This is a genomic window from Modestobacter sp. SSW1-42 (assembly GCF_046635825.1).
Classification (GTDB): Bacteria; Actinomycetota; Actinomycetes; order Mycobacteriales; family Geodermatophilaceae; genus Modestobacter.
On record NZ_JBISCA010000004.1, the window covers coordinates 87,899 to 101,902 of the forward strand.

The following is a 14,004-nucleotide window of genomic DNA, read 5'->3' on the forward strand; positions in this document are numbered from 1 at the left end:
CCGTCGCCCGCCTCCGCCGAGGCCGCGGGCCACCTCTGGCTCCACGACCGGGCAACCCGGGCGGGTCCGCCGATCAGCCCACCGGGTCGAGGACCACGTCGGTGTCCTCCGGCGACTCCTCTCCCCAGTCGAGCACCGCGATGACCGGGCGGGTGGGGTCGAGCCCGTCGGGCACCTCGACGATGGTCACGTGGGGCGCCAGGTCGGCGGTGCACGCTCCCTGGCCAGGGCGCAGCTCCACCATCTCCACGGTCAGGCGCTGCGGCGCGGTCACCGTCAGGGAGCCCGGTCCGTGCGGGCAGCTGGAGCTGCCGCTGGTGGTGACCGCCAGGTACCCGCCCCCGTCGACCCAGGCGAGTGGTGCGTGGGTGTCCCCGGCGACCTCGACGCGGTACTCGCGCAGGTCGTCCTGGCCCGTCTCGGCCACGGGACGGACCCGGTCGACGGGAGCGGGGGAGCACGACACCAGGGCACCCAGCGCCAGGAGGACCAGGGGCGCTGCTGTCGCTCCGCCCTGACGCACGTGGGCCTCCTCGATGCTCGTGCCCGGCCGGGTCCGGACACTGTGTCATCACCGGGGAGCAGCCGGGGCGCCCGACGACGTCGACCGGCCCGGGGCCACCTGGCACCGGACCTCGCCGCGGCGCAGCCCCCGCCGAGCTTGCGCTGGAGTGCACTCCAGCTCCTAGCGTCGCGGCCATGAGGACAGTCACCGGCTTCGCCGCGTACGCACCGGCCGAGCCCCTGCGGCCCATCGTGTTCACCCGCCGCGACCTGCGGGCCGACGACGTCGCCGTCCGGGTGACCCACGTCGGCGTCTGCCACAGCGACCTGCACGCCGTCGACGGACTGCCCGCCGGTGCGCCGCCGCTGGTGCCCGGGCACGAGTTCACCGGCGAGGTCACCGCGGTCGGGGCCGACGTCACCCGCTTCGCCGTGGGTGACGCGGTCGCCGTCGGCAACATCGTCGACTCGTGCGGCGAGTGCGACAACTGCCTGGCCCACCGCGAGCCCTACTGCCGTCAGTTCCCGGCCACCACCTACGGCGGGCGCGACCTGCGCGACGGCAGCCCGACCCGGGGCGCGTACTCGACCGAGTACGTCGTCCGGGACTCCTTCGTCTACGCGCTGCCCGCCGGGCTCGACCCGGCCGCGGCCGCACCGCTGATGTGTGCCGGGGTCACCACCTGGTCACCGCTCCGCCGCGCCGGGGTGGGGCGAGGCACGGAGGTGGGCGTCGTCGGGCTCGGTGGGCTGGGTCACCTCGCGGTGGTGTTCGCCGTCGCGCTGGGCGCGCGGGTCACGGTGTTCACCACCTCGGCGGCCAAGGCGGACGACGCCCGGGCGCTGGGCGCGCACGACGTCGTCCTGTCCACCGACGCGGAGGCGATGGCCGCGGTCGCCGGGCGGCTGGACTTCGTGCTCGACACCGCCTCCGGCGCGCACGACCTCGGCCCCTACCTGGGCGTGCTCCGGCTGGACGGGACGCTGTGCGTGCTCGGCCTGCCGGAGAGCTACACGGTCTCCCCGATGGGCCTGCTCGGCCGCTCGCTCACCGTCTCCGGCTCCGGCGGCACCGCCGAGACGCAGGCGATGCTCGACTTCTGCGGCGAGCACGGCCTGACCGCCGACGTCGAGGTGCTGCCGTTCGACCAGGTGAACACCGCGTTCGAGCGGCTGGCCCGCAACGACGTCCGGTACCGGTTCGTGCTGGCGCTCTAGCGTGAGGGGCATGGTCGCGTCCCCGGACACCCTCGGCATCCGGCAGGTCTCCGAGGAGACCGGGCTGAGCATCGACACGCTGCGCTGGTACGAGCGCGAGGGGCTGCTGCCGCTGGTCGAGCGCAACGCCGGCGGCCAGCGTCGCTACCCGCCGGGGGCGCTGCGGTTCATCCGGCTCGTGCAGGCGCTGCGCCGCACCGGGATGCCGGTGGCCGAGGTGCGGCAGTTCATCGAGGCCGGCGGCGGCGAGCTGGCCCACCACCCCGAGCGGATGGCGCTGCTGGAGCGGCAGTGCGGGGCGATCGAGCAGCGGCTGGCCGAGCTGCAGGACGACCTGGCGGTGGTGCGGGCCAAGATCGCGACCTACCGCCGGCTCATCGCGCGCGGCCTGGACTGCGAGGACGAGCTGTCCCCGGACCTGGTCGACCAGGTGCGCGCCGACGGCCTGCTGACCGGGCTGCTGCCCCCGTCGGCCCCCTCGCAGGGGCCCGCCGCGAGCTTGCGAGTGGTGGGGGGCGAGGGGGTCCTTCGTCAGAGGTAGAGGCCGGTCGACTCCTCGATCCGCTCGGCGGCGACGGCGTGCACGTCGCGCTCGCGCAGGATCACCAGGTCCTCGCCGTGCACCTCGACCTCGTGCTGGTCCTCCGGGGAGAACAGCACCCGGTCGCCGACCTTGACCTGCCGGACGTTGGGGCCGACCCCGCGGGCCTCGCCCCAGACCAGGCGCTTGGCGACCTGCGCGGTGGCCGGGATCAGGATGCCGCCACTGGACCGGCGGTCTCCGTCCTCCTTGCGCAGGGAGACCAGCAGGCGGTCGTGCAGCATCTTGATCGGCAGCGAGCCGGTCGTCCGGGCGGCGTCCTCACTCACGTCCACGACGCTACTCATCCCCAGCCGAGGGCGTGGAGCTTGTCCTCGTCGATGCCGAAGTGGTGCGCGATCTCGTGGACGACGGTGATGGTGACCTCCTCGGCGACCTCGTCCTCGTCCTCGCAGATCTCGCAGATGGCCTCGCGGTAGACCATGATCCGGTCCGGCAGCGTGCCGCCGTAGTCGGCGCCGCGCTCGGTCAGCGCGAAGCCCTCGTAGACGCCCAGCAGGTCCGGCTCCTCGGGGTGCCGGTCCTCGACCAGGACGACGACGTTGTCGAGCAGGGCCATCAGCTGCGGCGGCACCTCGTCGAGGGCGTCGGCGACCAGCTCCTCGAAGCGGGCCAGCGGGAGGGCGTTCACCAGCTGGTGGGCATCGGGCGGCCCTCCTCGTAGCCGGCCGCGCTCTGCACCCCCAGCACCGCGCGCTCGTGCAGCTCGTCGATGGTGCGCGCGCCGGCGTAGGTCGCCGAGGACCGCACCCCGGCCACGATCCCGTCGACGAGGTCCTCGACGCCCGGGCGGGCCGGGTCGAGGTACATCCGCGAGGAGCTGATGCCCTCCTCGAACAGCCCGGCGCGGGCCCGGTCGAAGCCGCTCTGCGACGAGGTGCGGGCCTTCACCGCGCGGGCCGAGGCCATGCCGAAGCTCTCCTTGTAGCGCCGCCCGCCGTCCTCGTAGAGGTCGCCGGCGCTCTCGTAGGTGCCAGCGAACCAGGAGCCGACCATCACGTTCGCCGCGCCCGCGGCCAGCGCCAGCGCCACGTCGCGGGGGTGCCGGACCCCGCCGTCGGCCCAGACGTGCCTGCCCAGCTCGCGGGCGGCGGCGGCGCACTCCTCGACGGCGGAGAACTGCGGCCGGCCGACGCCGGTCATCATCCGGGTGGTGCACATCGCGCCCGGGCCGACCCCGACCTTCACGACGTCCGCGCCGGCCTCGACCAGGTCGCGGGTGCCCTCGGCGGTGACCACGTTGCCGGCCACCACCGGCACCGACCCGGCCACGGCACGGACGGCGCGCACGGCCTCGATCGCCTTGTCCTGGTGGCCGTGGGCGGTGTCGACCACGAGGACGTCGACCCCGTGCGCCAGCAGCGCCTCGGCCTTGCCCGCCACGTCGCCGTTGATGCCGACGGCGGCGGAGGTGAGCAGCCGGCCGCCGGCGTCGAGCGCCGGGGCGTAGATCGCCGAGCGCAGCGCGCCCTTGCGGGTGATGAGGCCGACCAGCTGGTCGCCGTCGACCACGGGTGCGGCCTGGACCCGCTCCTCGGACAGCACGTCGAAGACCTTGGGCAGGTCGGTGCCCGCGGGGATGGTCAGCGGATCGGGGGTCATGACCTCCGACAGCTGGGTGAACCGGTCGACGTCCTGGCAGGCGCCGTCGGTGACGACGCCGACCGGGCGCCCGCCGTCGACGACGACCACCACGCCGTGCGCGCGCTTGCCCATCAGCGACAGCGCCTCGGACACCGTGGCGGTGCGGCCCAGGGTGATCGGGGTGTCGTAGACCGGGTGCCGGTCCTTGATCCAGGAGACGACCTCGCCGATCACGTCGACCGGGATGTCCTGCGGCAGCACCGCGACGCCGCCGCGCCGGGCGACGGTCTCGGCCATCCGGCGTCCCGAGATCGCCGTCATGTTGGCCACCACGACCGGGATCGTGGTGCCCACCCGGTCCGGCGTGGTCAGGTCGACCTCGAGCCGGGACCCGACCGTCGAGTGCCCCGGCACCATGAAGACGTCGGCGTAGGTCAGGTCGTGGTCGGGACGGCGGTCACCGAGGAAGCGCATGGCCCCAGTGTCCCAGGCGCCCGGTGGCCGGGGGACCCCGTCGTCCCCCGGCGCCGTGGTCCGGGTCGAGCCGCCCGGCCGGACGTGGAGCCGGGCCACGGCGCGGCTCCACGTCCGGCGAGGGGGGTCGACCCGCGCGGCCGACGGGTCCGTGGCCGGGGCGCGGGACGCGGGGCCACCTACGATCACAGGCGTGATCGACCTGCGCCTCGTCCGCGAGAACCCCGACCTCGTCCGCGCCAGCCAGCGTGCCCGGGGCGCCGACGAGTCCCTGGTCGACGCCCTGCTGTCCGCCGACGCCGATCGGCGGGCCGCGGTCAAGGCCGCCGACGACCTCCGCGGCGAGCAGAAGGCCGCCTCGCTGGCCGTCCGCGGCGCCTCGAAGGAGGAGCGGCCCGCGATCCTGGAGAAGGCGAAGGCGCTGGCCGCCGCGGTGAAGGAGGCCGAGGAGGCCGAGCGCGCTGCTGACGAGGTCCTGCGCCAGGCGCACCTGCGCATCCCCAACGTCGTCCACCCCGACGTGCCGCCGGGCGGTGAGGACGACGCGGTCACGCTGCGCACCGTGGGCGAGGTGCCCACCTACGACTTCGAGGTGCGCGACCACCTGCAGATCGGTGAGGCCCTCGGCGCGATCGACATGGAGCGCGGCGCGAAGGTCTCCGGCGCCCGCTTCTACTTCCTCACCGGCCCCGGCGCGCTGCTGGAGTTCGCCCTCGCCCAGTTGGCGATCACCCGCGCGGTGGCCGCCGGCTTCACCCCCGTGATCGCCCCGGCGCTGGTCAAGCCCGAGGCGATGGAGGGCACCGGCTTCACCGGCGAGCACGACGAGGAGATCTACCGGGTCGAGCGCGACGACCTTTACCTGGTCGGGACGTCGGAGGTGGCGCTGGCCGGGATGCACAGCAAGGAGGTGCTCGACCTCTCCGCCGGGCCCCGCCGCTACGCCGGCTGGTCGTCCTGCTTCCGCCGCGAGGCCGGCTCCTACGGCAAGGACACCCGCGGCATCATCCGCGTGCACTGGTTCGACAAGGTCGAGATGTTCAGCTTCTGCGCTCCCGAGGACGCCGAGGCCGAGCACCGCCGGCTGCTGCAGTGGGAGGAGGAGTTCCTCCAGCTGCTCGAGCTGCCCTACCGGGTGGTCGACATCGCCGCCGGCGACCTGGGCACCAGCGCGGCCCGCAAGTTCGACATCGAGGCGTGGTTCCCCAGCCAGGGCGCCTACCGCGAGCTGACCAGCACCTCGGACTGCACCACCTTCCAGTCCCGCCGGCTGGCCATCCGCTCGCGCGACGCCGACGGCAAGCCGCAGCCGCTGGCCACGCTCAACGGCACGCTGTGCGCCATCGCCCGCACCATCGCCTGCCTGCTCGAGGTGCACCAGCAGGCCGACGGCTCGGTGCACGTGCCCGCCGCGCTGCGCCCCTGGCTGGGCGGGCACGCCGTGCTCACCCCCGGCATGTCGCTGGCCGCGGTCGCCGCGCCGGGCCTGCCCGCGTGAGCGGTCCCCGGCCGGACGGCGGCGCCCCGGTGCGTGGTGTCCCGACCGGCGGCGGCCTGACCGCGCCGGCGGGAGCGGCCCTGGCCCGGGAGGTCGTCGACCTGGGCGACCTCGGCGCCCGGCTGGACGGCTGGCGGCCCCGGGTCGTGATCAGCGACATGGACGGGACCCTGCTGGACGCCACGGGTGCGGTCAGCCCGCGCACGCACGCGGCCGTCGCCGCCTGCCGCGCCGCCGGGCTGCCGGTGACCGGCGCCACCGGTCGCGGGCCCCGGCTGCTGGAGAGCGTCCGGGAGGCGCTGGGCGGTCAGGGCACGGCCGTCCTGGCCCAGGGCGGGTACGTCGTCCGGTTCGGCACCGGCGGCGCGCCCGACGAGGTGCTGCGCACGGTGGGCATGCCGCGCGAGGTGGCGACCCGGGTCATCGACGCCATCGAGGAGGTCACCGGCGAACTGGTCGTGGCCGTCGAGGACGCCGCCGAGCAGACCGAGGCGCTGCGTCCGCTGCGCGTGCAGCACGGCTTCGACTGGCCCTACCCCGAGCCCGCCCACCTGCTGCCGCGGCACGAGGTGCTCCCCGTCGGCGCGGTGCTCAAGGTCTTCCTGCGCTCGCCCCGGCTGGCCGAGGACGAACTGGTCGCCCTGGCCCGCACCGTCGTCGACCCGCAGGACGCCGAGCTGACCCACGCCGGGCTGGGCTTCATCGAGGTGCTGCCTCCCGGGGTCACCAAGGCCACCGGCATCGCCGTCGTCCTCGACGACCTGGGCCTGGGGTTCGGCGACGTGCTGGTCTTCGGCGACATGCCCAACGACCTGCCGATGATCGAGGCGGTCACCGCCGCCGGAGGGCGCGCGGTGGCGATGGCCAACGCGCACCCCGCCGTCCTGGCCGCGGCCGACGACCGCACCAGCGGTCACGACGCCGACGGCGTCGCCCGCTACCTGGAGGCCCTCCTCGCCCTGGGCGGCGTCCGTGGCTGACTGGCGCCCGTCGCTGATCGTCAGCGACATCGACGGCACACTGCTGGGCCCGGACGAGGTCATCACCGACGCGACGCTGGCCGAGCTGGGCCGCTGGGCCGAGGCCGGCGTGCCGCTGCTGCTCGCGACCGGCCGCCCGCCGCGCTGGATGCTGGGCATCCGCGAGCAGCTGGGCAGCGGCCTGGCGGTGTGCTGCAACGGTGCGGTGCTGCTGGACCTCGAGCCGTTCACCGTCCTGGACGAGCACCCGGTGGGCACCGACGTGCTCCGCGAGGTCACCGGCGAGCTCCGGCGCCGCGAGCCGGGCACCTGGTTCGCCGTCGAGTACGGCGACCAGTTCCGGCACGAGCCGGTCTACCAGCCGCGCTGGGACGTCGACGCCCCTGGCGTCTCGGTCGCCACGCTGGAGGAGATGGTCGCCCAGCCGGTGGCCAAGCTGCTGGCCCGGCACGAGGACGTGCCCCGGGACGTGTTCGTCGAGATGGTCGCCGAGATCGTCGGCGACACGGCCACCGTCACCAACTCCTCCACCGACGCGCTGGCCGAGATCTCCGCCCGCGGCGTCACCAAGGCGACCGGGCTGGCCCGGGTCGCCGCCGAGCGGGGGCTCGGCCCGGCCGACGTCGTCTACTTCGGCGACATGCCCAACGACCTGGCCGCCTTCGACTGGGTGCGCGAGGGCGGGGGCCGCGCGGTGGCGATGGCCAACGCCCACCCGGACGTGCTGGCCGCGGCCACCGACGTCACCGACGCGCACACCGCCGACGGAGTCGCGGTCTTCCTGGCGTCGCTGCACCGCTGAGCCGGGTGGGACGCCGCAGCACTCGTGGGGGTGTTGCGGCTCCACTCCGTCCGCGGCCTGCCGATCCCTGGGGGCACGTGGGCGCAGCGTGCGCCCGTCGCCACGAAGGGCACTCGCTTGATGGACGCCGCGCGGACCGAGGTCCCCAGCACGCACCCCCAGGACCCGGCGGGTGCACCCGGGGTCAGCATCGTCGACCGGATCGGCCTGCGTGGCCGGCTGCTGGCCGCCTTCCTGACGGTGGCCCTGGCCACGCTCGGGGTCGGCGCCTTCGGGATCTCCCGGATGTCGGCGCTGAGCGACCGGGCGGAGAGCGTCTACACCGAAGGCGCCGTCCCGCTGCGGGACGTGCTCACGGTCCGTTCGCTGTACTGGGAGTGGCAGGCCGCCACGTCCCGGGCCCGGTCGGCCGGGCTGGCGCCGGAGGTCGTGGCCTCGGCGACCGAGCAGGGCAACGCCGCCCGGGCGGCGATGGACGCCCTGGTGGGCGACCTCGCGGACGAGCCGCTGGCCGCGGACACCCGCCTCGCCTACGAGGCGTTCGTCGCGGCGGTCACGACCTTCGACGACACGTCCGCGACCATGGCCACCGCCGCGCAGAGCGGGGACATGAGCGCCTTCGGCCGGCTGCTCCCCGACCTGCAGCGGGCCGAGGCCGACGCGGTCGCCGCCCTCAACACCGCCAGCGAGGCGCAGGGCGCCCTGACCTCGGCCACCGCGGAGAGCGCGCGGGACGCCTACTCCTCCGCCCGAACGGTCACCCTCGTCGTCGTGGCCCTCGGCCTGGCCCTGTCGATCGCGCTGGCCGTGCTGGTCGCCCGCAGCGTGACCGGGCCGGTCGAGCGCATCCGCGAGGTGCTCGCGCAGGTGACCGCCGGGGACCTGCGGGTCCGGGCCGGCCGGACCGGCGGCGCCGAGCTCGGGCAGGTCGCGGAGTCCCTCGACGAGACGCTGGACGCCCTCGGGGGCGTGCTGACCCTGGTCAACGACTCCGCCGGCCGCCTGGCGACCGCCTCCCTCCAGCTCAACGCGGGTGCGGAGTCGATGGCGCAGAACGCGCGCAGCGCCGCCGGCCAGGCCGATGTGGTCGTCGCCTCCGCCGGTGAGGTCGCCTCCAGCGTCGACACGGTCGCGACGGGGTCGCAGCAGATGGAGGCCGCGATCCGGGAGATCTCCCAGAACGCCAGCGAGGCCAGCCGGGTGGCCGGCCAGGCGGTGAGCGTCGCGGAGACGACGACCCGCACGGTCGGCAAGCTCGGTGACTCCTCGCAGGAGATCGCCACGGTGGTGAAGCTGATCAACGGCATCGCCGAGCAGACCAACCTGCTGGCGCTCAACGCCACGATCGAGGCCGCGCGGGCCGGGGAGGCCGGCAAGGGCTTCGCGGTCGTGGCCAGCGAGGTCAAGGAGCTGGCGCAGGAGACCGCCCGGGCGACCGAGGACATCTCCCGCCGGGTCGAGGCGATCCAGGCCGACACCGCCGGCGCGGTCGCAGCGATCGGGGAGATCAGCACCGTGATCGGCCAGATCAACGACTACCAGGCGACCATCGCCGCGGCGGTCGAGGAGCAGACGGCGACCACCAACGAGATGAACCGCAACGTCGCCGAGGCGGCCGGCAGCTCCCGCAGCATCGCCACCGCCATCACCGGGCTCGCCGCCGGGTCGGCCGAGACCACCCAGCGGGTCACCGAGGCCCAGCGGTCGGCCGCCGAGCTGTCCCGGATGAGCGACGAGCTCCAGTCGGCGGTGAGCCGCTTCACCGTGTGACCCCCCCCCGCCCCGGCGGCGGGCACGGACGGGCCCCGGCGCACTGCGCCGGGGCCCGTTCCCGTTGTGCGCGACGGGAACACCCCGGAACCGGTCATCCGCCCCGCGGGACTGCCGATGAGGAGGACGAACACCGGTCGACGACGCGGCCGGACGTCGTCACCCGTGCCCGCCCGGAGGTTCCCATGCCCGATCGACCCGTCCCGGCCCCCACGCCGGCCGCGGCCGCGCCCGACGACGTCGCCGAGCTGCGGCGCATCGCGGTCGCCATGCGCGACTCGTCCGCGATGGTCGAGCTCGCGCTCGACGGCACCGTGCTGATGGCCAACCAGCAGTACCTCGACATCATGGGGTACTCCGCCGAGGAGCTGGTCGGCCGGCACCACCGGATGGTCTGCGAGCCGGCGCACGCCGCGTCGGCCGAGTACGCCGCCTTCTGGGAGCGGATGGCCGCCGGCGAGGTCGACGCGGGCGTGGTCGTCAAGCGGATGGCCAAGGGCGGCCGCGAGGTCTGGCTGCGCGGCTCCTACATCCCGGTCCCGGACTCCTCCGGCCGGCCGGTGAAGGTCGTCGTGCTGGCCACCGACATCACCGAGGGGAAGGTCGCCGCGCTCGAGCGGCAGAGCCAGGCCGTCGCGCTGGACCGCTCGCAGGCGGTCATCGAGTTCGCCCTCGACGGCACCGTGCTCACCGCCAACCGCAACTTCCTCGACGCGATGGGCTACACGCTGGCCGAGGTGCGGGGCAAGCACCACCGCATGTTCGTCGAGCCGGCCGTGGCCGCCACCGTCGAGTACGCCGACTTCTGGCAGCGGCTGGGGTCGGGCCAGTTCGAGGGCGGGGTCTACAAGCGGCTGGCCAAGGGCGGCCGCGAGGTGTGGCTGCAGGCGACCTACAACCCGATCCTCGACGACGACGGCCACCCGCTGAAGGTGGTCAAGTTCGCCAGCGACATCACCGTCGCGCGGCTGGCCGACGTGGAGTCCCGGGGCAAGGTCGCCGCCATCGACCGGGCGCAGGCCGTCATCGAGTTCAAGACCGACGGCACCGTGCTGAGCGCGAACGCCAACTTCCTGGAGACGATGGGCTACGCCCTGCACGAGGTCGTGGGCCGGCACCACCGCGTCTTCTGCGAGCCCACCCTGGCCAGCAGCGCCGAGTACGAGGAGTTCTGGGCGCGGCTGGCCAGCGGCGCCTACGAGGCCGGGGAGTTCAAGCGGCTGGCCAAGGACGGCCGCGAGGTGTGGCTGCAGGCCACCTACAACCCGATCCTCGACGACACCGGCAAGCCGATCAAGATCGTCAAGTTCGCTAGCGACATCACCGACGCGAAGTTCGCCGGCGCGGAGGCCCGCGGCAAGGTCGCGGCCATCGAGCGTGCCCAGGCGGTCATCGAGTTCGACCTGTCCGGCCGGGTGCTCACGGCCAACCAGAACTTCGTCGACACGATGGGGTACCCGCTGTCGGAGATCCGGGGCAAGCACCACCGGATGTTCTGCGAGCCCGGCTACGCCGCCTCCGGCGAGTACGCCGAGTTCTGGGAGCGCCTGGGCCAGGGCCACTACGAGTCCGGGGAGTTCCGGCGCCGGGACAGGGAGGGGCGCGAGGTGTGGCTGCAGGCCACCTACAACCCGATCCTCGACGACTCCGGCCGGGTCGTGAAGGTGGTCGAGTTCGCCACCGACGTCACCCGGGTGAAGCGGCAGAACGCCGAGTTCACCGGCAAGGTGACGGCGATCGAGCGCGCCCAGGCGGTGATCGAGTTCAGCCTGGACGGCACGATCATCACCGCCAACAGCAACTTCCTCGACGCGCTGGGCTACACGCTCGCCGAGGTGCAGGGCAAGCACCACCGGATCTTCTGCGACCCCGTCTACACCGGCACCGAGGCCTACCGGGAGTTCTGGGAGAAGCTGTCCAGCGGCGACTTCCACACCGGCGAGTACCGCCGCATCCACAAGAACGGCCGCGACGTGTGGATCCAGGCCACCTACAACCCGATCCTGGACGACCAGGGCCGGCCCTTCAAGGTGGTCAAGTTCGCCTTCGACGTCACCGCGGCCAAGCTGCGCAGCGCCGAGATCGAGGCGCGGGTCAACGCGGTGGACCGCGCCCAGGCGGTCATCGAGTTCGACCTCGAGGGCAACGTCCTGGCCGCCAACGACAACTTCCTGCGCACCATGGGCTACTCGCGGCGCGAGGTCGTCGGCCACCACCACAGCGAGTTCTGCGACGACGACTACATCCGCTCGCCCGAGTACCGCGACTTCTGGATCCGGCTCGGCGCGGGCGAGGTGCTGGCCGGCCGTTTCCACCGCAAGGGCAAGTACGGCCGCGACGTGCACATCCAGGCCACCTACAACCCGATCCTCGACCTGACCGGCCAGCCCTTCAAGGTCGTCAAGTTCGCCTACGACGTCACCGCGGACGTCGAGCGGGAACGGCGGATCGCGCTGGGCACCAAGGAGATGACCGCCTCCGTGCGCCACCTGTCGGCGTCCATCGAGGACATCGCCCGCAGCTCCCAGACCGCGACCGGGCTGGCCGCGGAGACCCAGGACAACGCCCGGCAGGGCGTGGAGGCGCTGCGCGCCTCGCTGGAGGCCATCGCGCTGATCCAGAAGTCGTCCAACTCGATCACCGAGATCGTCCGGGTCATGGGCGAGATCGCCAACCAGACCAACCTGCTGGCCTTCAACGCCTCGATCGAGGCAGCCCGGGCCGGGGAGCACGGCGTCGGCTTCTCCATCGTCGCCGGGGAGGTGCGCAAGCTGGCCGAGCGCTCGTTCACCGCCTCCCAGCAGATCGGCAAGCTGATCGAGGAGTCGGCCGAGCGGGTGTCCCAGGGGTCGGAGGTGTCCAAGCGGGCGGAGAACGCCTTCGAGCGGATCGTCAGCAGCGTCACCCGCACCAACGAGACGATCCTGTCCATCTCGGAGTCCACCCACCAGCAGCAGGCGGCCTCCCGCGAGGTCGACGAGCTCATCGCCCAGCTCGCCGCCGCGGACTGATCGTGACCACCTCGCTGCAGGACCCGCCCCCCGCACCCGGCGAGGACGGCGGCCGGGACGTCGTCTACGGCCTGCTGCGCCTGGCGGGCATGGACGTCGCCCTGCCGCTGTCCGCGCTGCGGGAGGTCGTGCCCTGCCCGGCCGAGCTGGCCGGGCTGCCCGCGGTGGCGCCCGGCCTGCTCGGCGCGATCGAGCTGCGCCGGCTGGTGCTGCCCGTGCTGGACCTGCAGGCGGTCACCGGCCGCCCGCAGCACCGGCGGGCCGACCAGGTCGTCGTGGTCGTGGCCTCGGGCGACCGGGTGCTCGGGCTGCTGGCCGACCAGGTGCAGGGCATCTGCGAGGTCGCCGCCGACGTCCTGGTGACCGCCTCCGCGCACGGGGGCGGGCTGCTGTTCTCGCACACCTTCCGCCACCCCGGGACCGGCCGCGCCTACAGCGTGCTGGACGCCGCGGCGGTGCTCCAGCTGCCGGGCGTCCCCACGGTCACCGACGTCACCCGGGCCTCCGCCGCCGTGCGCGACGGCGGGCCGGTGGCCGGTCGCCGCACGCTCACCGTGCTGCGCTGCGGGGAGTACCGGCTGGCCGTCGACGCCGCCCACGTGCACACCACGATCCCGACGCCGGACCTGCGTCCGTCGGTGATCACCAGCCGGATGTGCCCGGGGACGGTCGTGTTCGACGACCGGGAGGTGCCCGTCGTGGACCCGCTGGTCCTGCTCGGGCTCGGCGAGCTCGCCCGCGCCGACACCGGTGCGGGCCTGGTGCTCGACCTCGGGCACGGCTACGTCGTGCTGGCGCTCAGCGAGCTGCTGGACCTGGCCCACGTCGACCAGGACGACGTCCTGCCGACCCCGTCGTTCGCCCTGCCCCGGCCCGACCTGCTCGACGGCATGGTCCAGGTGGACGCCGTCGGTGACTGCCTGGTGCTGGACGGCCCGGCGCTGCTGGCCGACGCCCAGCTGTCGGGCTTCGCGTCGGTGAACACCGCGCTGGAGCCCACGCACGGTGGCGACGCGTCGACGGTGGCCGCTGCGGCCGCCGCAGCCAGCGGGGCGCCGGCGTACCTGACGTACTCGATCGGCCGGGACGTCGCCACGCCGCTGGAGCAGGTCAGCGAGATCCTGCCGTTCCCGGACACGCTCACCCGGACGTCGGTGCCGGGGCTGCTCGGGTTGGTCACGCACCGGCGGACGGTGGTGCCGGTGCTCTGCCTGGCGTCGCTGATCGGGCTGCCCAGCCTGCCCGTCACCGCGTCGACCTGCCTGCTGCTGGTGGACGTCGACGGGACGTCGGTCGCGTTCGCCGTCGACACGCTGCGCAGCATCGACCCGCTGACCTGGACCGACCCCGAGCAGGTGCGCGACCGCGGCGCCGACCAGCTCGAGCGGGTGCTGCAGACCTCCCCGCTGGTGCAGGTGGGCGGCGAGACCCGGCTGCTGCCCGGCCTGGACCTGCAGCGGGTGGCCCGCGCCGTACAGGGGCCGGTCGCCGTCCCGGCGCCCCGTTCGTCCTGGTCGGAGGAGCTGGTCGCCGGCTGAGTCCGCCGGCCGGCGAGCGCGGGC

12 protein-coding genes are annotated in these 14,004 nt (G+C 74.1%); 8 read left to right on the forward strand and 4 right to left on the reverse strand.

The features are described from left to right. Positions 1-73: 73 nt before the first annotated feature. Positions 74-427, reverse strand: a complete 354-nt coding sequence (locus tag ACGBYP_RS14745) for a hypothetical protein (RefSeq protein ID WP_411585345.1) — start codon at positions 425-427, stop codon at positions 74-76. Positions 428-699: 272 nt separating this feature from the next. Here ACGBYP_RS14745 and ACGBYP_RS14750 point away from each other — a divergent pair, with 272 nt between their 5' ends. Beyond that, on the forward strand, positions 700-1,722 hold the full coding sequence (locus ACGBYP_RS14750) for an NAD(P)-dependent alcohol dehydrogenase (protein WP_411585347.1): 1,023 nt from the start codon (positions 700-702) through the stop codon (positions 1,720-1,722). Positions 1,723-1,732: 10 nt separating this feature from the next. After that, complete coding sequence (locus tag ACGBYP_RS14755) at positions 1,733-2,263, forward strand: MerR family transcriptional regulator (protein WP_411585349.1); 531 nt, start codon at positions 1,733-1,735, stop codon at positions 2,261-2,263. On the opposite strand, the gene ACGBYP_RS14760 is transcribed toward ACGBYP_RS14755, so the two are convergent. The 3 genes from ACGBYP_RS14760 to ACGBYP_RS14770 are packed head-to-tail and all read right to left on the reverse strand — an operon-like array spanning position 2,254 to position 4,381. Then, complete coding sequence (locus tag ACGBYP_RS14760) at positions 2,254-2,592, reverse strand: GroES family chaperonin (RefSeq protein WP_411585351.1); 339 nt, start codon at positions 2,590-2,592, stop codon at positions 2,254-2,256. The genes ACGBYP_RS14755 and ACGBYP_RS14760 overlap by 10 nt on opposite strands. 14 nt (positions 2,593-2,606) lie before the next feature. Next, on the reverse strand, positions 2,607-2,954 hold the full coding sequence (locus tag ACGBYP_RS14765) for a metallopeptidase family protein (protein WP_411585353.1): 348 nt from the start codon (positions 2,952-2,954) through the stop codon (positions 2,607-2,609). Further along, positions 2,951-4,381, reverse strand: a complete 1,431-nt coding sequence (locus tag ACGBYP_RS14770) for a GuaB1 family IMP dehydrogenase-related protein (protein WP_411585354.1) — start codon at positions 4,379-4,381, stop codon at positions 2,951-2,953. Before ACGBYP_RS14770 ends, ACGBYP_RS14765 begins: the two co-directional genes overlap by 4 nt. A 193-nt stretch (positions 4,382-4,574) precedes the next feature. On the opposite strand from ACGBYP_RS14770, the gene serS reads away from it, so the two are divergent. From serS to ACGBYP_RS14800, 6 genes are all read left to right on the forward strand, one after another. Next, positions 4,575-5,879, forward strand: a complete 1,305-nt coding sequence (gene serS / locus ACGBYP_RS14775; protein ID WP_411585356.1) for a serine--tRNA ligase — start codon at positions 4,575-4,577, stop codon at positions 5,877-5,879. Next, positions 5,876-6,859 (forward strand): HAD family hydrolase, encoded by a 984-nt coding sequence (locus ACGBYP_RS14780; RefSeq protein WP_411585357.1) that lies wholly within the window; start codon positions 5,876-5,878, stop codon positions 6,857-6,859. Before serS ends, ACGBYP_RS14780 begins: the two co-directional genes overlap by 4 nt. Next, a complete protein-coding gene (locus ACGBYP_RS14785) occupies positions 6,852-7,661 on the forward strand; it encodes an HAD family hydrolase (RefSeq protein ID WP_411585358.1) in 810 nt (269 codons plus the stop codon). Before ACGBYP_RS14780 ends, ACGBYP_RS14785 begins: the two co-directional genes overlap by 8 nt. Before the next feature lie 120 nt (positions 7,662-7,781). Then, positions 7,782-9,431, forward strand: coding sequence for a methyl-accepting chemotaxis protein (locus tag ACGBYP_RS14790; protein ID WP_411585360.1), 1,650 nt, complete (start codon positions 7,782-7,784; stop codon positions 9,429-9,431). Positions 9,432-9,616: 185 nt separating this feature from the next. Next, positions 9,617-12,442, forward strand: a complete 2,826-nt coding sequence (locus tag ACGBYP_RS14795) for a PAS domain S-box protein (RefSeq protein ID WP_411585362.1) — start codon at positions 9,617-9,619, stop codon at positions 12,440-12,442. Between the two features lie 2 nt (positions 12,443-12,444). Beyond that, positions 12,445-13,980 (forward strand): chemotaxis protein CheW, encoded by a 1,536-nt coding sequence (locus tag ACGBYP_RS14800; protein ID WP_411585363.1) that lies wholly within the window; start codon positions 12,445-12,447, stop codon positions 13,978-13,980. The last annotated feature ends 24 nt before the right edge of the window (positions 13,981-14,004 follow it).